This window comes from Microbacterium sp. SORGH_AS_0505, from assembly GCF_030818715.1.
Classification (GTDB): Bacteria; Actinomycetota; Actinomycetes; order Actinomycetales; family Microbacteriaceae; genus Microbacterium.
In genome coordinates this window covers 913362-938742 of record NZ_JAUTAT010000001.1, presented here as the reverse complement: position 1 = coordinate 938742, position 25381 = coordinate 913362, and the positions used below count along the sequence as shown (strand labels likewise).

At 69.8% G+C, this 25381-nt stretch carries 32 protein-coding genes; 24 read left to right on the top strand and 8 right to left on the bottom strand.

The window, feature by feature from the left end; translation table 11 throughout:
• Positions 1-74 precede the first annotated feature (74 nt).
• On the bottom strand, positions 75-797 hold the full coding sequence (locus tag QE428_RS04630) for a PepSY domain-containing protein (protein ID WP_307463567.1): 723 nt from the start codon (positions 795-797) through the stop codon (positions 75-77).
• An 85-nt stretch (positions 798-882) separates the two neighbouring features.
• Here QE428_RS04630 and QE428_RS04625 point away from each other — a divergent pair, with 85 nt between their 5' ends.
• Entirely contained in the window at positions 883-1395 is a 513-nt protein-coding gene (locus QE428_RS04625) for an ASCH domain-containing protein (protein ID WP_091357694.1), read from the top strand.
• 16 nt (positions 1396-1411) lie between these two features.
• On the opposite strand, the gene QE428_RS04620 is transcribed toward QE428_RS04625, so the two are convergent.
• Genes QE428_RS04620 through QE428_RS04605 form a run of 4 tightly spaced genes read right to left on the bottom strand, consistent with a single transcriptional unit; the run spans position 1412 to position 4477 of the window.
• Positions 1412-2005 carry an ATP-binding protein gene (locus tag QE428_RS04620; RefSeq protein WP_307463563.1) on the bottom strand — a complete coding sequence of 198 codons (594 nt, stop codon included), beginning with the start codon at positions 2003-2005 and terminating at the stop codon, positions 1412-1414.
• Entirely contained in the window at positions 1933-2727 is a 795-nt protein-coding gene (locus QE428_RS04615) for a HAMP domain-containing protein (protein ID WP_307463561.1), read from the bottom strand. Before QE428_RS04615 ends, QE428_RS04620 begins: the two co-directional genes overlap by 73 nt.
• A 4-nt stretch (positions 2728-2731) precedes the next feature.
• Entirely contained in the window at positions 2732-3409 is a 678-nt protein-coding gene (locus tag QE428_RS04610; protein ID WP_307463559.1) for a response regulator transcription factor, read from the bottom strand.
• Positions 3410-3457: 48 nt separating this feature from the next.
• Positions 3458-4477, bottom strand: a complete 1020-nt coding sequence (locus QE428_RS04605; protein ID WP_091357684.1) for a LacI family DNA-binding transcriptional regulator — start codon at positions 4475-4477, stop codon at positions 3458-3460.
• Between the two features lie 86 nt (positions 4478-4563).
• Here QE428_RS04605 and QE428_RS04600 point away from each other — a divergent pair, with 86 nt between their 5' ends.
• From QE428_RS04600 to QE428_RS04575, 6 genes are all read left to right on the top strand, one after another.
• Entirely contained in the window at positions 4564-5673 is a 1110-nt protein-coding gene (locus QE428_RS04600) for a Gfo/Idh/MocA family protein (RefSeq protein WP_307463556.1), read from the top strand.
• Entirely contained in the window at positions 5670-6602 is a 933-nt protein-coding gene (locus QE428_RS04595; protein ID WP_307463552.1) for a PmoA family protein, read from the top strand. The genes QE428_RS04600 and QE428_RS04595 overlap by 4 nt, the downstream gene beginning before the upstream one ends.
• On the top strand, positions 6599-7315 hold the full coding sequence (locus QE428_RS04590; protein WP_307463549.1) for a cupin domain-containing protein: 717 nt from the start codon (positions 6599-6601) through the stop codon (positions 7313-7315). The genes QE428_RS04595 and QE428_RS04590 overlap by 4 nt, the downstream gene beginning before the upstream one ends.
• Positions 7316-7406: 91 nt before the next feature.
• Positions 7407-8546 (top strand): thiamine pyrophosphate-dependent dehydrogenase E1 component subunit alpha, encoded by a 1140-nt coding sequence (locus QE428_RS04585; RefSeq protein ID WP_307463547.1) that lies wholly within the window; start codon positions 7407-7409, stop codon positions 8544-8546.
• 56 nt (positions 8547-8602) lie between these two features.
• Positions 8603-9526: an alpha-ketoacid dehydrogenase subunit beta gene (locus QE428_RS04580; RefSeq protein WP_373457713.1), complete on the top strand. Its 924-nt coding sequence runs from the start codon at positions 8603-8605 to the stop codon at positions 9524-9526.
• Between the two features lie 123 nt (positions 9527-9649).
• Positions 9650-10984, top strand: coding sequence for a dihydrolipoamide acetyltransferase family protein (locus QE428_RS04575; protein ID WP_091357665.1), 1335 nt, complete (start codon positions 9650-9652; stop codon positions 10982-10984).
• Positions 10985-10988: 4 nt separating this feature from the next.
• Here the strand turns inward: QE428_RS04575 and QE428_RS04570 are convergent, their stop codons facing one another.
• Complete coding sequence (locus QE428_RS04570; RefSeq protein WP_307463541.1) at positions 10989-11417, bottom strand: BLUF domain-containing protein; 429 nt, start codon at positions 11415-11417, stop codon at positions 10989-10991.
• Between the two features lie 132 nt (positions 11418-11549).
• On the opposite strand from QE428_RS04570, the gene QE428_RS04565 reads away from it, so the two are divergent.
• The 16 genes from QE428_RS04565 to QE428_RS04490 all read left to right on the top strand — a co-directional run bounded on the left by QE428_RS04565 (position 11550) and on the right by QE428_RS04490 (position 22406).
• On the top strand, positions 11550-11882 hold the full coding sequence (locus QE428_RS04565) for a DUF3140 domain-containing protein (protein WP_091357658.1): 333 nt from the start codon (positions 11550-11552) through the stop codon (positions 11880-11882).
• Between the two features lie 71 nt (positions 11883-11953).
• Positions 11954-12946 (top strand): metal ABC transporter solute-binding protein, Zn/Mn family, encoded by a 993-nt coding sequence (locus tag QE428_RS04560; protein WP_307463536.1) that lies wholly within the window; start codon positions 11954-11956, stop codon positions 12944-12946.
• Positions 12898-13755: a metal ABC transporter ATP-binding protein gene (locus tag QE428_RS04555; RefSeq protein WP_373457699.1), complete on the top strand. Its 858-nt coding sequence runs from the start codon at positions 12898-12900 to the stop codon at positions 13753-13755. The genes QE428_RS04560 and QE428_RS04555 overlap by 49 nt, the downstream gene beginning before the upstream one ends.
• On the top strand, positions 13752-14651 hold the full coding sequence (locus QE428_RS04550; RefSeq protein ID WP_091357649.1) for a metal ABC transporter permease: 900 nt from the start codon (positions 13752-13754) through the stop codon (positions 14649-14651). The genes QE428_RS04555 and QE428_RS04550 overlap by 4 nt, the downstream gene beginning before the upstream one ends.
• A 9-nt stretch (positions 14652-14660) precedes the next feature.
• Entirely contained in the window at positions 14661-15089 is a 429-nt protein-coding gene (locus tag QE428_RS04545; RefSeq protein ID WP_091357646.1) for a Fur family transcriptional regulator, read from the top strand.
• The gene (locus tag QE428_RS04540) at positions 15079-16110 is read left to right on the top strand and encodes a permease (RefSeq protein ID WP_091357643.1); all 1032 of its coding nucleotides are present in this window, start codon (positions 15079-15081) and stop codon (positions 16108-16110) included. The genes QE428_RS04545 and QE428_RS04540 overlap by 11 nt, the downstream gene beginning before the upstream one ends.
• 4 nt (positions 16111-16114) lie before the next feature.
• A complete protein-coding gene (locus tag QE428_RS04535) occupies positions 16115-16876 on the top strand; it encodes a TIGR03943 family protein (RefSeq protein WP_091359812.1) in 762 nt (253 codons plus the stop codon).
• Positions 16866-18254: a hypothetical protein gene (locus QE428_RS04530; RefSeq protein WP_091357639.1), complete on the top strand. Its 1389-nt coding sequence runs from the start codon at positions 16866-16868 to the stop codon at positions 18252-18254. Before QE428_RS04535 ends, QE428_RS04530 begins: the two co-directional genes overlap by 11 nt.
• On the top strand, positions 18251-18916 hold the full coding sequence (locus QE428_RS04525) for a DNA-3-methyladenine glycosylase (protein ID WP_091359809.1): 666 nt from the start codon (positions 18251-18253) through the stop codon (positions 18914-18916). Before QE428_RS04530 ends, QE428_RS04525 begins: the two co-directional genes overlap by 4 nt.
• Positions 18917-19003: 87 nt before the next feature.
• On the top strand, positions 19004-19645 hold the full coding sequence (locus tag QE428_RS04520; RefSeq protein ID WP_307463522.1) for a HEAT repeat domain-containing protein: 642 nt from the start codon (positions 19004-19006) through the stop codon (positions 19643-19645).
• Between the two features lie 9 nt (positions 19646-19654).
• Positions 19655-20080 carry a cupin domain-containing protein gene (locus QE428_RS04515; protein ID WP_307463518.1) on the top strand — a complete coding sequence of 142 codons (426 nt, stop codon included), beginning with the start codon at positions 19655-19657 and terminating at the stop codon, positions 20078-20080.
• Positions 20077-21036, top strand: coding sequence for a hypothetical protein (locus QE428_RS04510; RefSeq protein WP_091357627.1), 960 nt, complete (start codon positions 20077-20079; stop codon positions 21034-21036). Before QE428_RS04515 ends, QE428_RS04510 begins: the two co-directional genes overlap by 4 nt.
• A gap of 177 nt (positions 21037-21213) precedes the next feature.
• On the top strand, positions 21214-21450 hold the full coding sequence (gene rpmB, locus QE428_RS04505; RefSeq protein WP_018187658.1) for a 50S ribosomal protein L28: 237 nt from the start codon (positions 21214-21216) through the stop codon (positions 21448-21450).
• Positions 21450-21620 carry a 50S ribosomal protein L33 gene (rpmG, locus tag QE428_RS04500; RefSeq protein WP_005051772.1) on the top strand — a complete coding sequence of 57 codons (171 nt, stop codon included), beginning with the start codon at positions 21450-21452 and terminating at the stop codon, positions 21618-21620. The genes rpmB and rpmG overlap by 1 nt, the downstream gene beginning before the upstream one ends.
• Positions 21621-21624: 4 nt before the next feature.
• Positions 21625-21930, top strand: coding sequence for a 30S ribosomal protein S14 (gene rpsN, locus QE428_RS04495; protein ID WP_018187657.1), 306 nt, complete (start codon positions 21625-21627; stop codon positions 21928-21930).
• A gap of 71 nt (positions 21931-22001) precedes the next feature.
• On the top strand, positions 22002-22406 hold the full coding sequence (locus QE428_RS04490) for an arsenate reductase ArsC (protein ID WP_307463510.1): 405 nt from the start codon (positions 22002-22004) through the stop codon (positions 22404-22406).
• 44 nt (positions 22407-22450) lie between these two features.
• Here the strand turns inward: QE428_RS04490 and QE428_RS04485 are convergent, their stop codons facing one another.
• Positions 22451-22969, bottom strand: a complete 519-nt coding sequence (locus QE428_RS04485; protein ID WP_307463508.1) for a hypothetical protein — start codon at positions 22967-22969, stop codon at positions 22451-22453.
• A 359-nt stretch (positions 22970-23328) separates the two neighbouring features.
• Entirely contained in the window at positions 23329-23661 is a 333-nt protein-coding gene (locus QE428_RS04480) for an ATP-dependent DNA ligase (RefSeq protein WP_307463505.1), read from the bottom strand.
• 417 nt (positions 23662-24078) lie between these two features.
• Here QE428_RS04480 and QE428_RS04475 point away from each other — a divergent pair, with 417 nt between their 5' ends.
• On the top strand, positions 24079-25350 hold the full coding sequence (locus QE428_RS04475; protein ID WP_307463502.1) for a glycosyltransferase family 39 protein: 1272 nt from the start codon (positions 24079-24081) through the stop codon (positions 25348-25350).
• Positions 25351-25381 lie beyond the last annotated feature (31 nt).

Here is a 25381-nt window from a genome sequence, read left to right as displayed (position 1 = left end):
CCTCGCGAACCGACACGCGAACGGGCGCGGATCCCGCAGGACCCGCGCCCGGACGAACGCCGTCGGCGTCCGCGTCAGTCGTCGATCTCGCTCGCGATGACCGAGCCGGAGGCGTCGAGGGTGATGTCGACGACCTGACGGTCGCCGGTGAGCACCGACACGTCGAACGGCGAGCGGTTGTCGTCGTCGGCGTCGATCTCGAGGATGCGGCCCGGCTGCTCGGCCAGGGCGGCATCCACCATGGCCGTGAGCGTGGCTGCATCGAGCACGTTCCTCGGAGCCCGGTCGTCCGCCTCAGCGGCCTCGGTCTCATGAACCGCGGCGGTGCCGTCTGCGGTGATGCGCACCTCGGTCTCGGAGCCGTCGCCCGCGGTCAGGGTGACGTCCCACGTGCCGTCGCGGTTGGCGTCGATCGCGGTCGGCTCGCCGTCCGCGACGCCCTTGGCGGCATCGACCAGCGCAGACAACTCGCCCGCGTTCCCCGCGCCGAAATCGGCTGCCGGGGCGACCTGCGCGTCGTCGTCCGTGCGCTCGGTCGTGGCCGCGACGTCGTCCGACGCGGTCTGCGAACGCTGACTCGAAGAGAGGCTGTCGAAGCCGTCGTCATCGCGGTCATCGGCGACGGCCGCGCCGATCGCGACGCCGCCGCCCACGAGAAGCAGGGCGCCGAGGGTGGCACCGCCGGCGATCATCGCGGTGCGGCCGCGACGCTTCGAGGGTGCGGCGGCAGGGGCCTCGGCCTGGGCTTCGGCGATGGGGGCGGTGGGCTGGTCGGGGGCGGTGGTGTTCTCGCTCATGAGGACAGCCTGCCGAGCGGGCACTGAAGCAGACCTGAAGCGACCTGAAGCCGTCTTCAGGATGCCGGGGTGAGAGGATCGTGTGATGTCCGAGAGCCTCTCCTCCGCAGCCTTCCCGCTCGACCGCGACGCCGCCGACCGGATGTGGGATGACTACCGCGCGGCCCACCCCGCCGCCGCCACGGCCGGCGCGGAGTACACCGTCGAGCACTTCGGCGACAGCCCGCGGCTCGCGGATCAGCTGCTCGACGCCGTGCTGAACGGTCCGAAGCGCGCGACCTCCGAGCTGGTCGCCGAATTCTCCGAGCACGGCGACGCCCTGCCGAGGATCGGTTCGCACTGGATCGCGTGCGACGGCACCGGAGCGCCGCGGATCATCATCCGGAGCACCGAACTCCGCGTCGGTCCGTTCGCGAGCGTCGACGCGGGGTTCGCGTTCGACGAGGGTGAGGACGATCGCTCGCTCGAGAGCTGGCAGCGCGAGCACCGCCGCTACTTCACGCGGGTCGCGGCCGCCCGCGGTGCGGAGTGGTCGGAGGACGACGAGATCGTGTTCGAGCGCTTCGCCGTGGTCTGGCCGCCCGAGCACGCCGACTGAGACCAGCCTGTCGCCCTCAGTCCGCGACCGGCAGGCGGACCGTGAAGCGCGCGCCGCCCAGCGGCGAATCGCCGATCGAGACGGTGCCGCCCGACGCCCGCACCACGCCTGCGACGATCGCGAGCCCCAGGCCGCTGCCCCCGGCATCCCTCGCCCGTCCTTCGTCGAGGCGAACGAAGCGTTCGAACACCCGCTCTCGCTCCGAGGCCGGGATGCCGCTGCCGTCGTCGTCGACCGTCATCACCGCGTCGGCGCCGTCGCGGGCGACTCCCACGGCGATCCGGGATGCCGCGTGCCGGGCCGCGTTGTCGGCCAGGTTCCGGGCGATGCGGCCGAGAAGGCGTTCGTCCCCCGTGACCTGCACCGCAGTGATCGCGGAGCCGTCGACCGTGACTCCGGCGGCGCGCAGACGCGCCACCTCGGCGAGGGCGAGGTCATCGAGGTCGACGGTCCCTCGGCGGTGCGGCGCCTGCTCGTCGAGCCGCGTGAGCACCAGCAGGCCCTCCACGAGGTCCTGCATCCGCGCGCCCTCCTCGGTCACCACCTCGGCGAGGTCGTCGAGGGTCGTCGCCTCGGGATGGGCGCGGGCGAGCTCGGCATGCTGGCGCATGGTCGCGAGCGGGGAGCGCAGCTCGTGCGAGGCGTCCGACACGAACCGCCGCTGCGCCGTCGCGGACGCGTCGAGTCGGTCGAGCATGCGGTCATGGTGACGGCCAGCGCCGCGATCTCGTCGCCTGAGGACGGTTCAGGGACGCGGCGGTCGAGTCGATCGGCGGTGATGTCGTCGACCTCGCGACGGATGCGGCCGACCGGACGCAGGGCGCGCCCGACGACCCACCAGGTGACGGCCGCGACGACGAGGACGACGAGAAGAGTGGATGCCGCCAGCAGCCAGCCCGCCGTGGCGAGTGTCGCCTCGTCGCCGTCGACGGGGACGGCGAGGACGACGCGGGCATCGTCGTCCGCCTCGTCGACGACGATGAGGACGGGGTCGCCGTCGTAGGTCACGACCTCGCCGTCGCGATCCGCGGGCAGGGTGCCCTCCTCCGCGTCCTCGGAGGCCGCGACCACACGACCCGACTCGTCGACCACCTGCACGATGTCGTCGTCGAGGTCGGCGATGCCGGCCGTGCCCGAGTCGTCGATGCGGGTCGCGAGCTCGGCGGCGCGCGTCTCGGCGGCGCGCGTGGTCGCGTCCCTCACCTCCGAACTCAGCACGGCGCTGAAGCCGATCGATGCCAGCATCATGACGATCGCGACGATGATCGTCGCAGCGGCGGTGATGCGCGCCCGCAGCGTGCGGAGCACCGGCATCCGTCCCTTCGTGGACATGGGGTCAGCCACCGTCGGCCGCCAGTCGGTAGCCGGCACCGCGCACCGTCTCGATCGCGTTCCGGTCGAACGGGCGGTCCACCTTGCGGCGCAGGTGCCCGACGTACACCTCGACGATGTTCGGGTCGCCGTCGAAGTCGTCGTCCCAGACGCCGGCGATCAGGTCGCGCTTGGAGACGACCTGCCCCTTGTGGCGGATGAGGTGCAGGAGCACGGCGAATTCGCGCGAGGTCAGGTCGATCGCGGTGGTGCCGCGCCGGACGCGCCGCGCGGCCGGGTCGACGTGCAGGTCGCCGGCCTCGAGGGCGACGGGGCGCTCGACACCGCCGCGGCGGATGAGCGCCCGCAGCCGTGCGACCAGCACGGGGTACGAGAAGGGCTTCGTGACGTAGTCGTCAGCGCCCGCATCGAGCGCGTCGACCTGATCCCACTCGCCGTCCTTGGCGGTGAGCATCAGGACCGGGGTCCAGTTCTCCTCGGCCCGCAACGCCTCGCAGACCTTCCATCCGCTCATGCCCGGCATCATGAGGTCGAGCACGATCGCGTCGTACCGCGTTTCGCGGGCGCGCCACAGGCCGTCGATGCCGTTGTGCGCGACGTCGACGGCGAAGCCCTCGGCCTCGAGCCCGCGCCGCACGCCGTCGGCCAGGCGCACCTCGTCATCGACCACCAGAACACGCATGCGCCCAGTGTGGCGTGCGAACGCTGAAGCAGGGCTGAAGCGGGCCGATCAGCCGCGTCCGGGAGGGCCTGCCGAGTCGCGCCAGACGACACGGCTGACGGGGCGTGTGTCTACCTCGGCGTGCGCACCGCGGATGGTCGCGATCAGCCCGGTCATCGCGTTCCGGCCGATCCGCTCGAGGTCGACCTCCACCGACGTGAGCGGGGGAAGGAGGAAGGGAGCGAGGGCGGTGTCGTCCCAGCCGGTGACGCTGATGTCCTCGGGGATGCGCCATCCACGGCGGCTGGCGGCGCTGATGACACCGGCCGCCACGAGGTCGTTGGCGGCGATGACGGCGAGCGGCGGTGCGTCGTCGGGAAGAGCCTCGACGGCCGCGACCCCGGACTCGCCCGACCAATCGCCGTCGTGGACGCCGAGCGAGTCCAGTGCCAGGCGCTCGATCGTCTCGAGGTAGGCGCCGCGCCGCGACCGGGCGGACGCGAAGTTCTGCGCGCCGGCGACGTGCAGGAATCGGCGGTGGCCGAGCTCGGCGAGCCGCTCGATGATGGTGACGATGGCCGAGCCGTCGGCGAGTTCGCCGATGCCGCGCATCTGGTCGTCGAGCTCGGCGGCTACGGTGACGGCGGTGCCGGGAGGAAGTCTCTCGACCACCTCGGCGTCGACGGGCGCGAACGACAGCACACCCTCGACCTGCCCCCATTCGACCAGGTCCAGCAGTCGGTCGGCCCGCGACGCGGCCCCGCCGTCGTAGCTCATGACGTCGACCGAGAAGCCCGCGTCGTGCGCGACGTCGGTCGCTCCCGAGAGCATCCGCGCCGGGTTGAATGCGACGGTGGGCAGGAGGACGGCCAGCCGTCCGGTGCGCCGCGTCCGCATCGACCGGGCGACGAGGTTGGGGCGGTACCCGAGCTCGTCGATCGCGGCGCTGACGCGCTCGCGGGTGGAGGGCTTCAGTCCCTCGCCGTGGAACCGCAGGAACCGAGACACCGTCTGATGCGACACCCCGGCGACCCGCGCGACCTCGAGGATCGTGGGGCGCTTCGTGCCGCTCGCGGCGTCGTCGGTCATGGGTCGATGTTGACAGAGAAGATGAACGTTCACTAACTTCGAGGACGAAAGGTGAACGTTCACCTTCATCTCGAGGAGGAGAGCGGATGCCTCAGCACGACACCCGATCGCGGGTCGCCATCATCGGCACCGGCGCCATCGCGCACGCGCACGCCGAGGCGCTCGGCCAGCTCGCCGACGCCGTGGAGATCGTCGCCGTCGCCGACGTCGACCCGCAGAAGGCGCGCGAGTTCGCCGCGAGGTTCGGCGCGACCCGCTTCTACACGGATGCCGCCGAGCTCCTCGACACCGAGACCCTGGACCTCGTCCACGTTTGCACGCCGCCCCAGTCGCACGTCCCGCTCGCCCTTCTCGCGCAGCGAGCCGGAGTCCCGTCCCTGGTCGAGAAGCCGATCGCGCTCAGCCTGGAGGAGGTCGATCGCCTCGTGGCCTCCGAGGAGGCCACCGGCGTGCCGGTCCTCACGGTGTTCCAGCATCGCTATGGAGCGGCCGCGCAGCGGCTGCGGCGCCTCGCCGACTCGGGCGCCCTGGGCCGCCCGCAGGTGGCGACCTGCGAGACCCTCTGGTACCGGCCGGACGAGTACTTCGATGTGCCGTGGCGAGGGCGGTGGGAGGTGGAAGGCGGCGGCCCGACGATGGGCCACGGCATCCATCAGTTCGACCTGCTCCTGTCCGTGCTCGGGCCCTGGTCCCGCGTGAGCGCCTTCGCGGCACGCCAGTCCCGTCCGACCGATACCGAGGACGTTTCGATCGCCCTCGCCGAGTTCGAGGGCGGCGCGCTGGCGACGGTCGTCAACTCGGTCGTCTCGCCGCGCGAGACCTCCCGGCTGCGGTTCGACTACGAGTTCGCGACCGTCGAGGTCGAGCACCTCTACGGCTACACCGACCGCGATTGGACCTTCACTCCCGCGGCGGGTCACGAGGAGCTCGCGGACCTGTGGAACGCCGACTCCGACGTCGTCAGCGGGCACCGCCTGCAGATCGAGGCCGTTCTGGCGGCTCTCGCGGCCGGAGAGAGCCCGGGCGTCGGCATCCACGACTCGCGGCGCACCCTCGAGTTCGCCGCGGCCGTCTACGCCTCCGCCTTCCGGGGCGTGCCGGTCCGCGCCGGCGAGATCGATTCCGACGATGCGTTCGCCCGCAGCATGGACGGCGGCATGGTGCCGTGGGCCCGAGTGAAGGAGGCCACCCGATGACCGAGTCCGCCCTGACCCTCGTCGAAGAGGACGGCGTCGTCAGCGTCCTCGACGGCGACATCGAGCTGCTGCGGTACACCTTCGTGCCCACCACGCCGCAGCTCGAGTCGCCGAAGCCCTTCGTCAGCCCGCTGCGCACCCGCGCCGGCCGCGTCGTCAGTCTGTTCCGCCCTCACGACCACGTCTGGCACAAGGGCATCGCGTGGTCGCTGCCCGTGGTCGACGACGAGAATTTCTGGGGCGGTCCGACGTTCGTCCCCGGCCGCTTCTACGTCCAGCTGCCGAACGACGGGTCGCAGGAGCATCGCGAGAACGTGGCCGCCGAGGTCGAGGACGGCGCAGCGGTATTCGCCCACCGACTCGACTGGATCACCGAGGGCGGCACGCGCATGTTCGAGGAGCGCCGCGAGCTGACGGCGCGCGTCGTGACCGACGACGCCTGGGTGCTGACGTTCGAGACCGCGATGACCAACGTGACCGAGGCGACGATCTCGATCGGCTCGCCGACGACCCGGGGCCGGGAGAATGCGGGGTACGGCGGCCTGTTCTGGCGCGGTCCGCGGTCGTTCACCGGCGGCGTGGCCATCAGCCCCGAGGGTTCCGGCTCGGGAGGCGACATGCGCGGTCAGCGTCACGAGTGGATGGCCTACGCCGGTGCGCACGACGAGATCGACGCATCGTCGGTGCTCGCCTTCGTCGACGATCGTGACAACCCCCGGCATCCGCCCCAGTGGTTCGTCCGCACCGAGGAGTTCGCCTGCATCAACCCCGCCCCGTTCTTCAGCGAGGAGCTGGCGGTCGAACCGGGCGAGACGGTGCGTTTCCGCTACGCGGTGACGATCGCGGATGCCGAGGCCCCAGACGCGGCGCACCTCGCCGACCTCGCTCGCAAGGTCCTGACCGCATCTCGAGCAACGAGGTCGGCGTGACCGCGACGACCTTCCCCGGCGGGACGTCGGTCACGTTCCTCGACGTGTACGACGACGCGGCTCCCGACGGCATCCCCGGCGGGAGCCCACACCTGCACCTCGCGTCGACGGAGTGCTACGTCGTGCTCGAAGGGTCGGGCGAGCTGCACACGCTCGACCTCGCCGGCGCCCGCGAGATCCCCTTGCAGGCCGGATCCGTCGTCTGGTTCACCCCGGGGACGATCCACCGCGCCGTCAACCGCGGCGGCCTCCGCGTCCTCGTGATCATGAGCAACGCGGGGCTCCCCGAGGCCGGCGATGCCGTGATGACCTTCCCCGCCGACGTCGTCGCGGACCCGGCGCGGTACCGCGCGGCGGCCGCCCTCCCGGCGGCGTCGGCGGAGGAGCGCGCCCACGCCGCCGCCCGCCGGCGCGATCTCGCGGTCACCGGCTACCTGGACCTGCGCCGCGCTCTCGAGCAGGGGGATGCCGGTCCGCTGCGCGCGTTCCATGCCGCCGCCGCCGCGATCGTCCGCCCGCGCGCATCGTCGTGGCAGGACATCGTGGCCGCCGGGCCTGCCGCGCTGTCCGACCTCTCCCTCGCGCACGTCGCCGCGCTCGCGACAGGTTCCGCGGATCATCTCGCCGAGGCGGCGGTGCGGCAGGTGACGCTCGACGACGAGCGCGGGTTCGGCATGTGCGGCCGGCTCCGCGCGCTCGACGCGCGATCCTGAGCCCGGCCTTGTCCCGAACGCACGGCGAATCGCGGCATCCGTTGTCGACCTCATGCAGAACCGGCCATGCGTGGGGGGTTAGCGTGGGAGGGTGACCCCCTCGTTCGAGGCTCCGGCCGAAGCATCCGACGTCGTCCGCGTCCTCGCCGCCGACGGTTCGTACGCGCCCAGTGAGGCGGCCGAGCGCTACCTCCCCCTCATCGACGCGCTGACCGACGCAGAGCTCGAGACGTTCTACCGCGACATGGTCGTGGTGCGCGCCTTCGACCGGCAGGCGACGAACCTGCAGCGCCAGGGGCAGCTCGCCCTGTGGCCGCCGTCCTTCGGGCAGGAGGCTGCGCAGGTCGGCTCGGTGCGCGCGGCCCGCGCGCACGACCACGTCTTCCCGTCGTACCGCGAGCATGTCGTCGTCACGACGCGCGGCGTCGACCCGATCGACATCATCCGACTGATGCGCGGTCTCACGCACGGCGGCTGGAATCCGGCCGAGCACCAGAACACGCACATCTACACGCTCGTCCTCGGCGCGCAGACCCTGCACGCGACGGGCCTCGGCATGGGCCTCGTCTTCGACGGCCGCACCGGCACGGGCGACCCCGAGAAGGACGAGGCGGTCGTCGTCTACTACGGTGACGGCGCCTCCAGTCAGGGCGACGTCCACGAGGCGATGGTCTTCGCCGCCAGCTATCAGACCCCGCAGGTCTTCTTCTTGCAGAACAACCACTGGGCGATCTCCGTGCCCGTGTCGACTCAGTCCCGCGTGCCCCTCGCTCGCCGCGGCGAGGGCTACGGCATCCCGTCGGTGCGGGTGGACGGCAACGACGTCCTCGCCAGCTACGCCGTCAGCAAGCTCGCCCTCGACGAGGCGCGCGCCGGCGGCGGCCCCCGCGCGATCGAGGCGCTCACGTATCGGATGGGCGCCCACACGACGAGCGACGACCCCACGAAGTACCGCACGAGCGACGAAGAGCAGTCGTGGGCGCAGCGGGACCCGATCGCGCGCATGCGGGCCTTCCTGCAGAATCGGGGCGCCTCGGCATCCTTCTTCGACGAGGTGGATGCCGCGGCCGCCGCCTACGCCGACGACGTGCGCGTGCGCACCAACGCGCTCGGCGACATCCCCACGGGCGTCATGTTCGACCACGTCTACGGCGACGTCCACCCGCTCGTGCAGGAGCAGCAGCGCTGGCTCGCCGAGTACGAGGCATCCTTCGAGGAGGGGAACGCGTGAGCGACATCCAGACCCTGCCCTTCGCGAAGGCGCTGAACGCGGGCCTTCGTGCGGCGATGACCGCGGACGACCACGTGCTGCTGATGGGCGAGGACATCGGTCCGCTCGGCGGCGTGTTCCGCGTGACCGAGGGCCTGCACGCGGAGTTCGGCTCGCAGCGCGTGCTCGACACCCCCTTGGCGGAATCGGGCATCGTCGGCACCGCGATCGGTCTCACGATGGCCGGGTTCCGGCCCGTGATCGAGATCCAGTTCGACGGCTTCGTCTTCCCCGCGTTCGACCAGATCACGACGCAGCTCGCGAAGCTCACGAACCGTCACGAGGGCCAGGCGAACTTCCCCGTCGTCATCCGGATCCCCTACGGCGGGCACATCGGCGCCGTCGAGCACCACCAGGAGAGCCCCGAGGCGTACTTCGCGCACACCCCTGGCCTGCGGGTGGTCTCGCCGTCGACGCCGAACGACGCGTACTGGATGATCCAGGACGCGATCGCCTCGCCCGATCCGGTGATCTTCCTCGAGCCCAAGGCGAAGTACTGGATGAAGGGCGAGGTCGATGTCGCCGAGCGGGCCCTGCCGCTGCACGCGTCGCGGGTCGTCCGCAAGGGCACCGATGTGACCCTCGTCGGTCACGGCGCCATGGTCACGACCCTGCTGCAGGCGGCCGCGCTCGCGGAGGGCGAGGGAACCTCGTGCGAGGTCATCGACATCCGCTCCCTCGCGCCGATCGACTACGAGCCGATCCTCGAGTCCGTCCGCCGCACCGGCCGCATGGTCTACGCGCAGGAGGCGCCCGGCAACGTGTCGGTCGGCTCCGAGGTCGCCGCGACCGTCATGGAGCGCGCGTTCTACGCGCTCGAGGCGCCAGTGCTCCGCGTGTCGGGCTTCGACGTCCCGTTCCCGCCCGCGAAGCTCGAGGGTCAGTACCTCCCCGACGCCGACCGCATCCTCGAGGCCGTCGACCGCGCCCTCGCCTACTGACCCCCGACGATGCCCCCTACCCGCGACCCCCGCACGTCCGCGAGACTGCACGTGTACATCGAGACTGCGGCGTGAGCCCGCTGTCTCGGCGTGCGGCTGCAGTCTCGCGGGGATGGAGATGACATGAGCACGCAGACCTTCCACCTGCCGGACGTCGGCGAGGGCCTCACCGAGGCCGAGATCGTGCAGTGGCGTGTGGCGCCCGGCGATACCGTCGACGTCAACGACGTCCTCGTCGAGATCGAGACGGCCAAGTCGCTCGTCGAGCTGCCGTCCCCGTTCAGCGGGACGGTCGGCGACATCCTCGCCACCGAGGGCACGACCGTCGAGGTCGGCGCGGCCATCATCACGATCGCGGGTGGTGAGGGGCAGCCGGATGCCGACATCGGCCGCTCCGAGCACGGTGAGAAGCCCGCCGAGGAGCCCGGTGGCTCGGTGCTCGTCGGCTACGGCACCGGTGGCGAGGTCAAGTCGCGTCGCCGCAAGCCGGCCGAGAAGCCCGTGACTCGTGCCGTGGGCGTCGTCGCGAAGCCCCCGATCCGCAAGCTCGCGCGCGACCTCGGCGTCGACCTGGCCGACGTGTCGCCGAGCGGCACCGCCGGCGAGGTCACCCGCGAGGACGTCGTCCGCCACGCCGAGCAGGCCTCGGTCTTCCGCAACATCGCGACCCCCGACCTCCCCGAGGAGCGCGAGCTCTCGATTCCCGTGGCGGCACCCGCGGCATCCGCTCCGGCTCCTGCAGCACCCCAGGCTGATGCCCGCGAAGAGGCCATCACGGTGAAGGGCGTGCGCAAGGCGACGGCCAACGCGATGACCTCGAGCGCGTACACGGCGCCGCACGTGTCGGTGTGGACCGACGTCGACGCGACCCGCACGATGGAGCTCGTCAAGCGGCTGAAAGCCTCGCCGGACTTCGCCGACGTGAAGATCTCGCCGCTGCTGATCTTCTCGCGGGCCGTCATCTGGGCTCTCCGCCGCACGCCGATGATCAATGCCGCGTGGGTCGAGACCGAGAACGGCGCCGAGATCCGCGTGCGTCACTACGTGAACCTCGGCATCGCCGCGGCGACCCCCCGCGGCCTGCTCGTCCCCAACATCAAGGACGCACAGGACCTCAACATGCGCGGTCTCGCGCGTGCGCTGGAGAAGCTGACCGCCACCGCGCGTGACGGCAAGACGACGCCGGCTGACCAGCAGGGCGGCACGTTCACGATCACGAACATCGGTGTCTTCGGGATGGATGCCGGGACCCCGATCATCAATCCGGGTGAGTCCGGCATCATCGCCATGGGCACGATCCGGCAGAAGCCGTGGGTCGTCGACGGCGAGGTGCGCCCCCGCTTCGTGACGACCGTGTCGGGGTCGTTCGATCACCGCGTCATCGACGGCGACGGCATCAGCCGGTTCATCGCCGACGTCGCGTCGGTGCTCGAGGAGCCGGCGCTCCTGCTCGACTGAGGGGTCAGGCGCGGTCGGTGCCGGCCTTCTCGTGGAACCAGTCGCCGAGTGCGTCGGCCGATTCGCGCGTCGACTCGTCGTCGCTCGCCGTCTGGATCGCAGCCACGGCCTCGCCGGATCCGTCTCCGGGAGTCGTCGGCTCGTAGCCCATCGACCACGTCGAGTACTTGCGTTCGGTCGCCTGCTCGTCGAGAAGGACGCGGACGTCCATGTGACGGGGATCGCGGCCGATGCGCTCCAGGAGCGCTCGGACGGCGGCATCCGGTCCTTCGAGGATCTGGATGAAATCGGGGTGGGTGTAGACGAGCATCCCCGTGATGCCGTCCCGCGAGTTGTTCGCCCGACTCTCGGTGAGGAGCTCGACCAGGCGCGCGTGGTCGAAGGGCTCGGTCGCGCGGCTCGCGTAAGCGATGAAGGTCAACTGCTCGGTCATCCTCATAATCCCCTCGGGCGTGCCGGGAGGAGATGCCGCCCGGTTTCGATGACAGTAACACCGGGTGAGAAGCCCATCCGCCTCTTGCGCAACCCCTTGGAAGATGTCGGTGAGGCCCGGCACATTCGGCAAATGGACGCCGACGAGCAGCAGCAGATCACGACGGACTTCGACGGTGCGGTCAACATGACGGCCGCTCAGATCGAGAAATGGCTCGACACGGACGAGTCGAAGGCGGTGGGCCAGAAGTCCGGGGGAGGAGAGTCCACCGGGCATGCCTCCGGGCGCCGGATCGTGAAGATCCTCCGCAAGAAGAAGGACGAGCTGACGGGCGCGGACTACGCGCACATGAAGAAGGTCCACGGTTACGTCGCCCGGCACTCGACGCAGCGTCCGAAAGGCGATGTGACGGACACGGATTGGCGCTACTCGCTGATGAACTGGGGCCACGACCCGAAGAAGTGATGGTGATGAGTCCGCTGAGGATCGACGCTTGAGTTTGAGAACCGTTATCAACAGCACGTAGACTCGCCGTCATGACCTCTCGTGTGCCCGCACTCGTCGCTCTCGCGGCCGGATCCGTCCTCGTTCTCGCCGGCTGCGCCACCGCGACCCCCGGCGCCTCTGCCAGCGACAGCGCGACCCTGAATGTCGTCGCGTCCACGAACGTCTACGGGTCACTCGCGGCCGCGATCGGCGGCGACGACGTCGAGGTCACGTCGATCATCGACTCTCTCTCTCAGGACCCGCACTCGTACGAGGCGTCCGCGCGCGACCAGCTCACGGTGTCGCAAGCCGACCTCGTGATCGAGAACGGCGCCGGGTACGACGCGTTCCTCGACGGACTCATCGAGGCGAGCGGTACGAAAGCTCCGGTCATCACGGCGGTCGAGTACTCGCACGACTACCCCGGCAACGAGGGACATTCCGACGACGCGCACGCCGAGGGCGACGGACACGGCCATGCCGAAGAGGGTGATCACGCGGGGCATGATCACATCGAGGGGTTCAATGAGCACGTCTGGTACGACCCGCACACCGTTGAGCACGTCGTCGAGGACATCGCCCACGAACTCGGTGAACTGGATGCCGCCAAGGCCGACACCTTCGAGGCCAACGCCAAGAAGCTCATCGACGGCATCGCAGGGCTCGAGACCTCCCTCGAGAAGATCTCGGCCGCTCACGCGGGCGAGAAGATCTTCGTGACCGAGCCCGTACCGCTGTACCTCACGGCTGCGGCCGGGCTCGAGAACGCGACGCCCGAGGCGTTCAGCGAAGCGGTGGAAGAGGGCCAGGACGTGCCGCCTGCCACTCTGCTCGAAGCGACGAAGATCCTCGACTCCGGCGAGGTCCGAACCGTCATCGTCAATGCCCAGACCGGCGGCGCCGAGACCACCGAGGTGACGAAGCTGGCCGAGAAGAACGACATCCCCGTTCTGAAGTTCACCGAGATCCTCCCGGAGGGTCTGACCTACGTCGAATGGATGCAGAAGAACATCGACGACCTGGCGGGTACGCTGACCCGGTGACCCCGGACGCACCAGCCCCCCTCGAGATCCGGGGTGCCGCACTGCGGCGCGGCGGTCGCGAACTGTGGAGCGGTCTCGATCTGACGGTCGAGCCGGGCGAGCTCATCGCGGTCCTCGGACCCAGCGGTTCCGGCAAGACCACGCTGCTGCGTGCGATCCTCGGACTCGAAGACCTCAGCGAGGGGTCCGTCGAGGTCGACGGAAAGCGCGTCCGCCGCGCGGGCAACCGGGGAATCGGCTACCTGCCGCAGACCCGCCCGCTGCCGCGGGACACCGCTCTTCGGGGGCGCGATCTCGTCGCCCTCGGGGTCAACGGCCACCGGTTCGGACCCCCGATCCCTCGCCGGAAGGACCGTCAGCGGGTCGACGAGCTCATCACCCAGATCGGGGCGACGGAGTTCGCCGATCGGCCCGTCGGCATCCTCTCCGGCGGTGAGCAGCAGCGACTGCGCGTGGGGCAGGCCCTCGCCGACGACCCGCGACTGCTGCTGTGCGACGAGCCGCTCACGAGCCTCGACCTCGCCAACCAGCAGGCGGTCGTCGGACTCATCGATAAGCATCGGCGCAGCGGAGCCGCGGTCCTGCTCGTCACCCACGACATCAACCCGCTGCTCGGCAAGGTCGACCGGATCCTCTACATCGCGAACGGCCGCTTCACCCTCGGAAAGCCGAAGGACGTGCTGACCTCTCCCGTCCTCACCGACCTCTACGGCGCTCCGGTCTTCGTGCTGCGAGCCGGCGACCGGTTGGTCGTGGTCGGGGCGCCCGACGCCGAGGCATCCCACCACCATCACGAGGACCACGCATGAACTGGGACGACATCGCGAACGCCATGTTCGGCGGTGTGCCGGTCTACGGTCAGATCCTCGCGCTCGTGCAGAACTCGGTGTGGGCGGGTGCGATCCTCGGCCTCGTCGGCGGGCTCATCGGCGTCTTCGTGCTGCAGCGCGACATGGCCTTCGCGGTGCACGGCATCAGCGAGCTGTCGTTCGCCGGTGCGGCGGCGGCGCTCCTGATCGGCGCGGACGTCGTCACCGGGTCGATCGTCGGATCGATGGTCGCCGCGGCCCTGATCGGCTGGCTCGGCTCGCGGGCGCGCGACCGCAACTCGATCATCGGTGTGCTCATGCCGTTCGGTCTGGGCCTCGGCATCCTCTTCCTCGCCCTCTACGACGGACGGAGCGCCAACCGCTTCAGCCTGCTGACGGGGCAGATCGTGTCGGTGCAGTCCGATCAGCTCACCTGGCTGATCGCCATCTCCGCCGTCGTACTGGTGGCGCTGCTGCTCATCTGGCGTCCCCTGCGATTCGACTCGCTCGATCCGCAGTCCGCGGCGGCGCGCGGCGTCCCGACCGGGCTGATCTCGCTCGCCTTCATGCTGCTGCTGGGTCTCGCGGTCGCCGTCGCCGTGCACATCATCGGCGCGCTCCTCGTCCTCGCCTTGCTCGTGACTCCGGCCGCCGCCGCGGCGCGTATCGCGCACGGGCCCGTCGCGGTCCCGCTGCTCGCGGCCCTCTTCGGCGTCGTCTCCGCAGTCGGCGGCATCCTGCTCGCCGTCGCCGGCACCCTGCCGGTGAGCCCCTACATCACGACGATCTCGTTCGTCATCTATCTCGTCTGCCGCGTCTTCGGCGATCGCCGGGGGCGGGTGCAGCGGACGGATGCCTCCCGAGGCACCCAGCCCGTCGCTAGGGCGCGAGCGTAGAATCCGCGCATGGCCCAGCGCAACACCTGGCAGCGCGAGCGCGTCCGCTCGGCGCTGTCCGACGCCCCGGGATTCGTGAGCGCCCAGGATCTGCACGCCGCACTCCGCGACGAGAACACGGGGATCGGCCTCGCGACCGTCTACCGGGCTCTCGCGACCCTCGCCGCCAGCGGTGAGGCGGACCAGCTGCAGTCTCCCGAGGGCGAGGCGATCTACCGGGCGTGCGCCAGCACCGGACATCACCATCACCTGATCTGCCGGGTGTGCGGCAAGGCCGTCGAGATCGAGGCCACCGAGGTCGAGACCTGGGCGAAGCGCACGGCGGCGGCGAACGGCTTCACCGACGCCGAGCACGTCGTCGACATCTTCGGTACGTGCGCCGAGTGCAGCGCCCGGATCGCGCGGGGCGACGACCGGCCCGAGGCTCGTGCGGACTGAGGTCCGCCCCGCGGCATCCCGAACGTCGTCGACCCCCGTACGGGGGTCGGCTGCGCGCGGTGCGCTCTGGCTGGGGCTCGGTTTCATCGGCGTTCTGGCGCTCATCGGCGTGGCGCTGTGGAGCCCATCACCCGAGCTCCCGACTCGCGCGCAGGACGGCCTGACCCTCGCCCTCAGCGTCCTCATCGAGTCGCTGCCGTTCGTGATGCTCGGCGTGATCCTCTCGATCGTCGTGCAGGTGTGGGTGCCGCCGGGGGTCATCGAACGCTGGATGCCGCGGAACCCCTGGGGCCGCCGCGCCGTCCTCTCCCTCCTGGGCATGCTGATCCCGGTCTGCGAGTGCGGCAACGTCCCCTTCGCCCGCGGGCTCATGATGCGCGGGTTCTCGGTCGCCGAGACGCTGACCTTCCTGGTCGCGGCGCCCATCGTGAACCCGATCGTCATCATCACGACCCACCAGGCCTTCGGCTTCGACGACGGCATCCTCGTCGCGCGCCTGCTCGGCGGGTACCTCATCGCGAACGTCATCGGATGGCTGTACAGTCGGCATCCCGATCAGGACTCCCTCATCACCGATCGCTTCCGCGACGCGTGCCTGGCCGAGCAGGGCGTCACGGGCGACCGCGGTCGGCGCAGCCTCGCGCAGTTCGTCGTCGAGCTGCGCGCCGTCATGCCCGCTCTCATCATCGGTTCGGCCGTCGCGGGTGCGGTGCAGGTCGTCGTGCCGCGCGATGTGCTGCTGTCGATCGGGTCGAACCCTGCCCTCTCGATCGCCGCGATGATCATGCTCGCGATGATCGTGTCGATCTGCTCCAACGTCGACTCGTTCTTCGCGCTCTCGTTCGCCTCGACGTTCACCCCGGGCGCCATCGTCGCATTCCTCCTCGTGGGTCCCCTCGTCGACGTGAAGATGCTCGCGCTCCTGCGCACCACCTTCCGCACCCGGGTCCTCGGCGTCCTGGTCGCCGCGGTCGTCCTCGCGGCGGCCGCGATCGGAGGGGCGGTGAACCTCCTTGCGTGACACCGTGTGGTTCCGGATGCTGGGCGTCGGCGCGGTCGCACTGATCTCGGCCCTGACGATCGCCCTCGCGGTGACCGGCCGGCTCGGGCTCTACATCAACCCCGAGTCGTCGTGGTTCGCGGTCTCGATGGCTGCCCTCGCGCTCGTCGGGTGCGCGATCAGCTTCGTCCTGCCGCTCGGCGCGGCGGAGGATCACGGGCACGACCACGGCGACGCGCCCGCCGACCACGACCACCACGATCACGACGAGCGTTCGCCGCGCACGCCCCGCCAGGTCGTCGGCACCGCGGCGACGGTTGCGGGAGGGGCGCTCGCGCTCGGTCTCGCGGGAACGATGCTGGTCGTCCCGCCGGCCACGCTGTCGGCGGAGCTGGCGGCATCCCGCACCACCGGCTCGGCACCGCTGTTCCAGAACGCCGACACCGTCGCGCTCGCGATCACCGGCGACACGGCCTCGTTCGGCATCGGCGACTGGGCGAGCGTGTTCGCGACGGCGACCGACCCCGAGGTGTTCGACGGCACCGAGATCTCGCTGACCGGCTTCGTCGCTCCCGGCCAGCAGGGCTTCGCCCTGACGCGGCTCATCATCACCCACTGCGTCATCGACGCGCAGCCGGCGAGCCTTCCGGTCGCCACCGACGACATCCCCCGCAAGGGCCAGTGGGTGACCGTGACGGGGACCATCCGCGACGTCGACGGTCAGCTGCAGGTGACGGCGGCCTCCGTCGAGCAGATCGACGAGCCCAAGGACCCGTATGAGTTCTGACAGCCGGCGCGCTCAGCGCCAGCGTCGGCAGGCCCGCGGGTTCTCGGTACGTGTGATCGCGGTCGTCGCGGTCCTCGCGCTCGTGGCGCTCGCCGCCGGCGTCATCACGACCCTGCAGGGTCCTCGGATCACCTCGGTCCAGGCCGACACGGCCGCCGCCGTCTCCTCCCCCGGTTCCCGCGTGATCTTCGAGACGACGCAGTCGCTCCAGAAGGTGGATGCCGCACAGGTCACCATCACGCCGGCGGCGCCGTTCAGCGTCGACACCTCGGGGCGGAGTGTCGGCATCCGCTTCACGGATCCGCTCTGGGACGAGACGACGTACACGATCCGCATCGACCGGTTGGCGGGTCTCGGGGGCGGCCCGGCCTCGACCGTCGAGGAGTCGTTCGCCACGCCGAAGCTGCACTCGTACGTCCTGCAGCGCAGCGAGGGCGGCGACAAGATCTACCGCGTCGACCTCGACGGCAACACGGAGCCCGTGTTCGAGCACGAGCACATCGAGGACTTCCGCGCGACGGCCGCGCACCTCGTCGTATCCACCCTCGAAGACGGGGTGTCGCACCTCATCGTCACGCGCACCGACGGCTCCCAGCCGAAGGAGCTCACCCTGCCCGGTGAGGGCGTCGTGACGAACCTGCAGAGCGCAGAACGCGGCAACACGATCGGTTACACCTTCACGGATGCCGACATCTCGGCATCCGGGGGACGCGAGAGCCTGCTCTTCACGGGCTCGACCGCGGACCCGGGCGCGGGGCCCGCCGAGATCTCGGTGACCGGGGCCGACAAGCGGGTCGAGGACTGGCGGTTCGTCCCCGGGACCGACACGATCCTCATGCTCACCTTCGACGGCGCGCTCAGCCTCGTGTCGTCGGCGGGGGCGCCTCCCGTGGAGCTCGGGAATGCGATCGGGATCGACGACATCGCCGGGACGACGGCCTACATCGAGCGCGTCGACGGACCGGCGATCGTCGACCTCGCCTCGGCGAAGGAGAACCCGCTCCCCCCGACGGCGGGGGAGCTCGGTCAGACCGGCTCGGTCCTGGCGATGTCCGACGGGTCGACCCTTCGCGCCCTCACCCCGTTCGACGGGCTGAACCCGCTCGGCACGAACATCATGCGGGTGGATGCCGACGGCAAGGCGAGCGTGGTCGCGAAGGTCGATCCCGCCGACGGACTCCTCCAGACGTGCGTGTCGCCGAGCGGCCGGTACGCGGCTCTCGTCATCGCACCGAACGTGGTCGACAACCCGTACGACGGTTACACGCTGCCGCTGCCGACGACGCTCGAGACGCGCATTTACGCCCTCGACGGGACGCAGGTCACCGTCATGGAGGGGTTCGACGTCGCCTGGTGCCGGAAGGCCCCCTCGCTGTGACCGCCCTCGTCGCCGCGACCCGCGAAGCCCTGGCGGGACTCCCGGCCGATGTCGCGCCGACCCTGCTCGGTGGCGAGCTGCACGTGACGACCGCGACCGGCTTCGTCGCCCTGCGGATCACCGAGGTGGAGGCGTACCACGGCCGCGGGACGGGGCCGCAGGCCGACCCCGGCTCGCACGCGCGGATGGGGCCGACCGCCCGCAATGCGACGATGTGGGGCGAACCCGGCCATCTGTACGTGTACCTGAGCCACGGCATCCATTCGTGCGTCAATGTCGTGTGCGGTCCCGAGGGTGTCGCGGGCGGAATCCTGCTGCGCGGCGGAGAGGTCGTCGACGGAGCGGATGCCGCGCACGCCCGCCGGCCCGCGGCGCGCACCGCGCGCGACCTGGCCCGCGGACCCGGCCGCCTCGGCGATGCGGTGGGGCTGCGGAATCCCGTGCACGACGGCATCGACGCGGTCACGGGGGAGGAGCAGGCTGGCGCGAGCGCGCGGCTGTTCCTGCGCGCCGATCCGCTGGTCGAGATCGCGACGGGACCGCGGGTCGGCGTCGCAGGGATCGCCGGGACCGACGCGTTCCCGTGGCGCTTCTGGATCCCGGGCGACCCGTCGGTGTCGGCGTTCCGCTGGGGGAGAGGGGCGCGCGAGGCCGCGGGCTAAGGTCGCGATGCCGGGAACACTCGCTCACCTCGGCGTGTTCCAGTGAGGGTGGGATGCCGCATCCCGCCCGACCCCGTGAGGTGACCCATGACCGAGACGTCCGCTGCAGACCGGCTCGAGGCCGCCCTCGCGTCGCTCGACCCGTCCGCGCGCGTGCAGGCCGCGATGACGGCGGGCACCCACCCGCGCTCGGAGTACATCCCGGTGCTCGTGGCGCAGTGCCGCATCGAGCCGCAGTTCCTCGTGCGCGAGATGCTGACCTGGGCGTTGACCCGACACGACGCCGATGAGGTCATCGACCGGCTCCTCGTCGAACTCGGCTCACGCGGGGCCCAGATCCGGGCGCAGGCGTTGCACACGATGTCGAAGATCGGCGGTCCGCGCGTGTGGCCGGCGATCACCGCCGACCTGCTGAAGGATGCCGACGACGCGGTCGCGCGCGTGGCCTGGCGGACGGCAGCACGGCACGTGCCGGCAGCCGAGGCATCCGCTCTCGCGACGACCCTGGCGACGCAGTTCGCCCGCGGCGAGGACGACACCCAGCGGAGCCTGAGCGAGGCCTTCGCGACGCTGGGCGAGCCGGCGCGTCCGCAGGTCGATTGGGCACTCGCGACGGGAGGCCCGTACACGCGCGCCCACGCCGCCGTGACGGCGCGACTGATGGATGACCCGGAGGCGACGTACGACGAAGCCGTGGCTGCGGCGCAGGCATCTGAAGTCGGCCGCTAGCATGACGAGGTGCCCCAGGTATCCGTCATCCGCGCCTCAGACATCGACGCGGCGGTCGGCGGCGGGAGCCGTCAGTACCTGACGGGAACCCTGGCACGCGCTCAAGCGCTGGCGCATATCGAAGACGCTGAGCTCGAAGCGGGGATCTCGGACTACGACGTGGATACCGTCGACCAGCCGCATATGCATCCCCGCGCGCGGGAGTATCAGTTGGTCCTGCGCGGTCGTCTGCTCATCCGCGAACTCGCTACGGGAGTCGTCCACGATCTTCGGGCCGGCGACTTCTACGTGATCGAGCGAAACACCGCGTATGCGCAGAAGGTCTACGCGCATACGCGCGTGTTCTTCTTCAAGAATCCGGCGGGCAACGACAAAGTTGCCGTGGAGCTCGACGCCGCCGCAGAGGAGTGGGTGGCGGAAGGGTGGCCAGAGTGACGGTCACGACGGTAGGGGAGTCGACCACGGCCCGCACGTATGCGCGGTTTCGGCTGCGGCGGTTCTTCTCCCGCGGATGGCGAGTCTTCGCGGCGGTGTTCACCGTGGGATACGCGGGTCTGCAAGCGGCGGTGTTCCTCATCGACGGGCTCGATCCGCTCCGCTTCCCGGTTGTCGCATCGATCTTCGGTGTCGCTCTCGTTGCCGCGATCATCGCCGGGCTGATCGCGCAGGCACGGCTCCGCAGTGTGACCGTTGCGGTGGATGCCGGACACAGCGTCACGGTCGTGGTGGGCGACTTCATGGACAACCTCGATAAGTACCCGCGCGCATCCTTCGTCCTGGGAATCAACGACCGCGCGGCGGTGGAGGGTCTCGCGGAGGACTCGCTGCACTTCGCAGTCCTCGATCGCTTCTCCCGCGGTGGCGCGCGCGAAAGGCAGGAGTCGCTCGATGACGCCCTGCTCGAGCAACGACTCATCCCCCGACGTCAGCGCGGTCGGGTGGAGTGGGATCGGCGGACCGTGCTTCCCCACGGGACAGTCGTCATGCAGCCCGTCGGGACGTTCGGTAGCGCGGGTGCGCGATCGGCGTTCCTCGTCGTCAACTCGTCGCGGGGCCGAACCGACTACCGCGGGACCGGCGCTAGCCGCAGCGCCGCCGACCAGGTGTGGGCGTTCCACGAGCACGCCGGCGTCTTCACCGACGAGATCTTGTTCTCACTCGTAGGAACTGGTCGCTCGCGCGACCTGAGCAAGATGCACTCTGCGCTGCGGATAATCGATCGCTACTTCGAGGGCCTCGCCCACGATCGTCCCGTCCGGATCGCGCGGGTCGTGATCTCAATCCTCCCCTCGGTCGTGCGATCTGGTGAAGTCGACCTCGACGTCCTCCACCGGTACATGTCCGCGAAAGTCGCAGCCGAGCGCACGTCGGCCACCGCGGCATCCGCCTGAGTCACGGCGAGGCGACACGCCCGGCCGTGCTAGACTGACTCTTCGTCTGCGCGCACTCCAGCACGCAGTTCGCATCCCACCCTCAGAAGACGGCCCAACAGCCGTGTCCGGGAGCGGGGTGCAGACAAGGGATCTTGGGTGGCACCGTCCGGTGTCACGGTACTAAGGAGAATCACTATGGCAGCAGTGTGCCAGGTGACTGGAGCTGTTCCCGGCTTCGGTCACAACATCTCGCACTCGCACCGCCGGACGAAGCGCCGCTTCGACCCGAACGTGCAGAAGAAGACCTATTTCGTTCCTTCGCTTGGTCGCAAGATCACGCTGAACGTCTCGGCTAAGGGCATCAAGGTCATCGACGCCCGCGGCATCGAGTCGGTCGTTAAGGACCTCCTCGCGAAGGGTGTGAAGCTCTAATGGCGAAGAAGGCTCAGGACGTCCGTCCGATCATCAAGCTGCGTTCGACCGCCGGCACGGGGTACACCTACGTGACGCGCAAGAACCGCCGCAACAACCCCGACCGCATCGTGCTCAAGAAGTACGACCCGGTGATCCGCAAGCACGTCGAATTCCGAGAGGAGCGCTGATCACATGGCGAAGAAGAGCAAGATCGCGCGCAACAACCAGCGCGAGGTCATCGTCGCCCGCTACGCCGAGAAGCGTGCCGAGCTGAAGAAGACCCTCGTGGACCCGAACGCGACCGACGAGGCCCGCGAGGCCGCCCGCGTCGGCCTGCAGAAGCTTCCCCGCAACGCATCGCCGGTCCGCCTGCGCAACCGCGACGCCATCGACGGACGCCCCCGCGGCCACCTGTCGAAGTTCGGCATCTCGCGTGTCCGCTTCCGCGAGATGGCGCACCGTGGCGAGCTGCCCGGCGTGACCAAGTCGAGCTGGTAAGCACCACCTCCGCACGAAGCCCCCGTCTCCGGACGGGGGCTTCGTCGTTTCCGGGGGCTCAGTCGGCCTTCATGACTGACATCACCAAACCCGCCGTCCTCTTCGTCTGCGTCCACAACGCCGGCCGCTCGCAGATGGCCGCAGGATACCTCCGCGCGATCGCCGGGGACCGCATCGACGTGTTCTCCGCGGGCAGTGAGTCCGACAACGCCGTGAACCCTAACGCCGTCGCCGTGATGGCGGAGGAGGGCATCGACCTCGCCAGGGCCGTGCCGCGGATCCTGACCACCGACGCCGTCCGCCGAGCCGACGTGGTGATCACGATGGGCTGCGGCGACGCCTGCCCGATCTTCCCAGGCGAGTGCTACGAGGATTGGCAGCTCACCGACCCCGCCGGCCAGTCCATCGAGATCGTCCGAGAGGTCCGTGATGATATCCGCGGGCGGATCGAGGAACTCGTCGGCAGCCTGGTCTAGGCTTCCGCGCACTCCATGTCGCCGGGGCTGACGGTGAGTCGCCCTCAGTCGCGGCCTGATCCACCTTCTTCCATCCAGTCGCTTACTCGCGCGCTCTCGTCACTCAGGTCGCCTGCATCTGGCGGCGTGAATGCGATCGATTCGGCTAGCACTGCAACCGCGGCGGCGCGCGCCTTTTCCTGATGCGACGCGTCCTGGAACCGGTGGGCGTCGGCGTTTCGCTGGATTGCCAGATGAGTGTCGATGTCGCCCAGGCGCTGTGCGATCACGGAGGCGAGTCCATCACGGAGCTCTTCGAGATTGGTGTTGTGGATCTCAAGCCGACGGTCGGACACTCGCAGTTCCGCGGTCGAGTACCCGTGCGCGGACAGTTGCGCCCGGGTCTCGTTGCCTTCAATGGCGGCTATCTCATCCGGCTCCACCCTGCGGGTGAAGACGGCTTCGACGGTGTACCGGTCGGGTGCATTGGCGGTCATCAGCTCCGACGGGAGGGTGGTGACCAGGATCGACCGGAGGCCCAACAATGCGGGGCTACTGCCCGCGCTCTTCACTTGTGCATTCATGAACCGACGTTACGCCTCCGGCCTGGGCGTCGCACAGGAACCGGCGGCTGCCCCAGCCTGTCGCTGGAGCGGGGACCTCGCCAGGCGCGCACTGGGGGTTGCGTTGGCCTCAGAAGACGAGGTCCCCTCTCAAGCGGTCGTGCAGAAAAACAGGATCCCCTCACAATCACCCCCCAGGTGAGTGCAAGGGGATCCACCCATCTCCAAGACACGAGGATCAAAAGATCTGCGGTGCTGGCGGGGCTTCTCCAACCAGGCGGGCCCCCCGACCGCCCTCATCGCTGACACTGTCACGGATGGCCGCGTACCGATAGGGGGGTAGCCGGATACCACCCGGCCGGACACTTCGGGGGCGTTGGTCAGATGACGTCGGCGGCCGCTTCGGCGCGATGGTCATCCGGCGGCTCGGACACGAGGTAGAGCCCGCTGGTCGCGTCGGCAAGGCGCGCGAGCTTGCCCAACCACGCCCTGTTGATGGTCGGCGCGCGGCTACCGCGGTACGTGAAGCTGAGCTTCGAGTCGGAGTGGATCCAGACCGCTCGTCGGCCGTCATCCATGCTGAGGTCCTCGCGCCAGGTGAAGAAGAACGGCTCGCCACGTTTCAACTTGTTCCCGATCACGATCTGCAAATGCGCGAGCGCGCGATCTTCGATGTCGGTCTTCGCGTTGGTGCTGTAGTTGAAGCGCCCCATGGTGGTGACCTTCCCTTAACCGGACGCATCCCATCAGACACACTGCTGAGCAGTGCTGCGGATCCAACATGCTGGTGCCCCACTCTGCAGGTTCCTCGCGTCACGCCGATCGGGCGAGGGGTTGCGCGCCACACGACAATGTGATGGTCGGCGGCTGGCAGATCGAGATGTACGACTGATCCGGCGAGGTGGTTCCAGATGCCTGTGATGCCGGCGGCGCGTGCGATCGTGCTGTGGCTCGACTCGATAGTCTTGCGGCACATGGCGAACGGCTTCCCGCCGGTACGGCAGGCCACCCGGCTGCACGCGCCGTTCCGTTCGGTTCGGTTCAGATGGGGTAGACGTGCACGGCAGGCAGTTAGCGGCTCGCTGCGCTGATTCGCCCCGCGGCGGTCTGCGGTTCAGATCGGTGAGGGAATGACGGTCAGCGAAACCGTCGCGAACGGGACGGCGTCGCTCGTCGTCTTCGCCGCGGCGCTCGTCGTCACGATGGCGGGGTCGTGGGTGCCCTCGTTCTGGTACGACGAGGCCGCCACACTGCAGCTCGCACGGCTGCCGCTGCCGGAGTTCTTCGGCTTCGTGATGCAGCGGGATGCCGTCCACGGGCTGTACGCGTTCATCATGCACGGGTGGATCCAGGTCTTCGGAGAATCCGAGTTCTCGGTTCGGTTCCCCTCTGCGCTCGCCGTCGCGGTCGGGGCGACCGGTGTGTTCCATCTCGGCCGTCGGTGGTTCGGGGTGGCCCCCGGCATCCTGGCGGTGGTGGTCTTCGTCGTCCTCCCGAGGATGACGAAGCAGGGCATCGAGGCGCGGTCGTATGCGATGGCTACCGCCCTGCTGGTCGTCGCCGCTGTGCTCGTCGCGCGGGCGCGTGAGCGCCGTGGCTGGGCGCCGTGGATCGCTGTCACGGCGGCTGCCACGGCGTCGGTGTGGATGTTCGCGTATGGCCTGTTCGTGCTTCCCTCGCTCGCGCTGCTCGCGGACGACCCCACCCTTGCGAGGCGCACGCGGGTCCTCCGGGCTTCGGCCGCGCTGGTCGTTCCCGGATTGCTCGCTGTGCCCCTCGTGCTCACGATGATTCCGCAACGCGGTCAGGTGGCGTGGTTGTCCGGGCAGGACGTCAACCTCTACACCGTGCTGATAGAGCCGATGTTCGGCTCGGCGTTCTGGATGGTGATCGGGTTGGCGCTGCTGGTCGCGGTGGCGGTGCGAGCGGGGTGGCGGGTCACGCTGTCGCGCCCCGTGGTATCGCTCCTCGTCTGGCTGTTGCTGCCCGGCACCGTGCTCGTGACGCTGTCGCTCGCGGGGACGCCGGTGTTCACTCCGCGCTACCTGACCGTCTCTGCGCCTGCACTCGCGCTCTTGGTCGGCTCGCTTCTGGGGGGCGCACGTCGCCGGACCCTCGTCGCTGCGAGCGTCCTCATCTGCATGCTCACGGTGCCGCATTACGTCGCATCGCGGTTGCCGATGGCGAAACCCGGGGGGCATCGACCTTCGCGCCGCGGCATCCTTCATCGCGTCGCACGCCCGACCGGGCGACGCCATCCTGCTGGAGGCTGCAGGCCCGGCGGGAACCCGGCCACGCGTCGCCATCGCCGCCTTCGCAGGCCTCCGGGACATCGCGTTCGCATCGAGCTACGTCGGAACCGGCACCTACTCAGACTCCCTCGTCGATCCGAAGTTCACTGAGGTTCCCGGCGATGCCGACATCTGGGTCGTC

Excerpts from the sequence above, each read along its gene's own strand:
- QE428_RS04550 (WP_091357649.1), top strand. The coding sequence starts at position 13,752 with ATGAACTGGGACGACATCGCGAACGCCATGTTCGGCGGTGTGCCGGTC.
- rpsN (WP_018187657.1), top strand. The coding sequence starts at position 21,625 with ATGGCGAAGAAGAGCAAGATCGCGCGCAACAACCAGCGCGAGGTCATC.
- rpmB (WP_018187658.1), top strand. The coding sequence starts at position 21,214 with ATGGCAGCAGTGTGCCAGGTGACTGGAGCTGTTCCCGGCTTCGGTCAC.
- QE428_RS04615 (WP_307463561.1), bottom strand. The coding sequence starts at position 2,727 with ATGTCCACGAAGGGACGGATGCCGGTGCTCCGCACGCTGCGGGCGCGC.
- QE428_RS04520 (WP_307463522.1), top strand. The coding sequence starts at position 19,004 with ATGACCGAGACGTCCGCTGCAGACCGGCTCGAGGCCGCCCTCGCGTCG.
- QE428_RS04560 (WP_307463536.1), top strand. The coding sequence starts at position 11,954 with ATGACCTCTCGTGTGCCCGCACTCGTCGCTCTCGCGGCCGGATCCGTC.
- rpmG (WP_005051772.1), top strand. The coding sequence starts at position 21,450 with ATGGCGAAGAAGGCTCAGGACGTCCGTCCGATCATCAAGCTGCGTTCG.
- QE428_RS04575 (WP_091357665.1), top strand. The coding sequence starts at position 9,650 with ATGAGCACGCAGACCTTCCACCTGCCGGACGTCGGCGAGGGCCTCACC.
- QE428_RS04625 (WP_091357694.1), top strand. The coding sequence starts at position 883 with ATGTCCGAGAGCCTCTCCTCCGCAGCCTTCCCGCTCGACCGCGACGCC.
- QE428_RS04545 (WP_091357646.1), top strand. The coding sequence starts at position 14,661 with ATGGCCCAGCGCAACACCTGGCAGCGCGAGCGCGTCCGCTCGGCGCTG.
- QE428_RS04570 (WP_307463541.1), bottom strand. The coding sequence starts at position 11,417 with ATGACCGAGCAGTTGACCTTCATCGCTTACGCGAGCCGCGCGACCGAG.
- QE428_RS04555 (WP_373457699.1), top strand. The coding sequence starts at position 12,898 with ATGGATGCAGAAGAACATCGACGACCTGGCGGGTACGCTGACCCGGTG.
- QE428_RS04485 (WP_307463508.1), bottom strand. The coding sequence starts at position 22,969 with ATGAATGCACAAGTGAAGAGCGCGGGCAGTAGCCCCGCATTGTTGGGC.
- QE428_RS04605 (WP_091357684.1), bottom strand. The coding sequence starts at position 4,477 with ATGACCGACGACGCCGCGAGCGGCACGAAGCGCCCCACGATCCTCGAG.
- QE428_RS04595 (WP_307463552.1), top strand. The coding sequence starts at position 5,670 with ATGACCGAGTCCGCCCTGACCCTCGTCGAAGAGGACGGCGTCGTCAGC.
- QE428_RS04490 (WP_307463510.1), top strand. The coding sequence starts at position 22,002 with ATGACTGACATCACCAAACCCGCCGTCCTCTTCGTCTGCGTCCACAAC.
- QE428_RS04565 (WP_091357658.1), top strand. The coding sequence starts at position 11,550 with ATGGACGCCGACGAGCAGCAGCAGATCACGACGGACTTCGACGGTGCG.
- QE428_RS04475 (WP_307463502.1), top strand. The coding sequence starts at position 24,079 with ATGACGGTCAGCGAAACCGTCGCGAACGGGACGGCGTCGCTCGTCGTC.
- QE428_RS04620 (WP_307463563.1), bottom strand. The coding sequence starts at position 2,005 with ATGCGCCAGCATGCCGAGCTCGCCCGCGCCCATCCCGAGGCGACGACC.
- QE428_RS04630 (WP_307463567.1), bottom strand. The coding sequence starts at position 797 with ATGAGCGAGAACACCACCGCCCCCGACCAGCCCACCGCCCCCATCGCC.
- QE428_RS04480 (WP_307463505.1), bottom strand. The coding sequence starts at position 23,661 with ATGGGGCGCTTCAACTACAGCACCAACGCGAAGACCGACATCGAAGAT.
- QE428_RS04600 (WP_307463556.1), top strand. The coding sequence starts at position 4,564 with ATGCCTCAGCACGACACCCGATCGCGGGTCGCCATCATCGGCACCGGC.
- QE428_RS04580 (WP_373457713.1), top strand. The coding sequence starts at position 8,603 with ATGACCGCGGACGACCACGTGCTGCTGATGGGCGAGGACATCGGTCCG.
- QE428_RS04610 (WP_307463559.1), bottom strand. The coding sequence starts at position 3,409 with ATGCGTGTTCTGGTGGTCGATGACGAGGTGCGCCTGGCCGACGGCGTG.
- QE428_RS04530 (WP_091357639.1), top strand. The coding sequence starts at position 16,866 with ATGAGTTCTGACAGCCGGCGCGCTCAGCGCCAGCGTCGGCAGGCCCGC.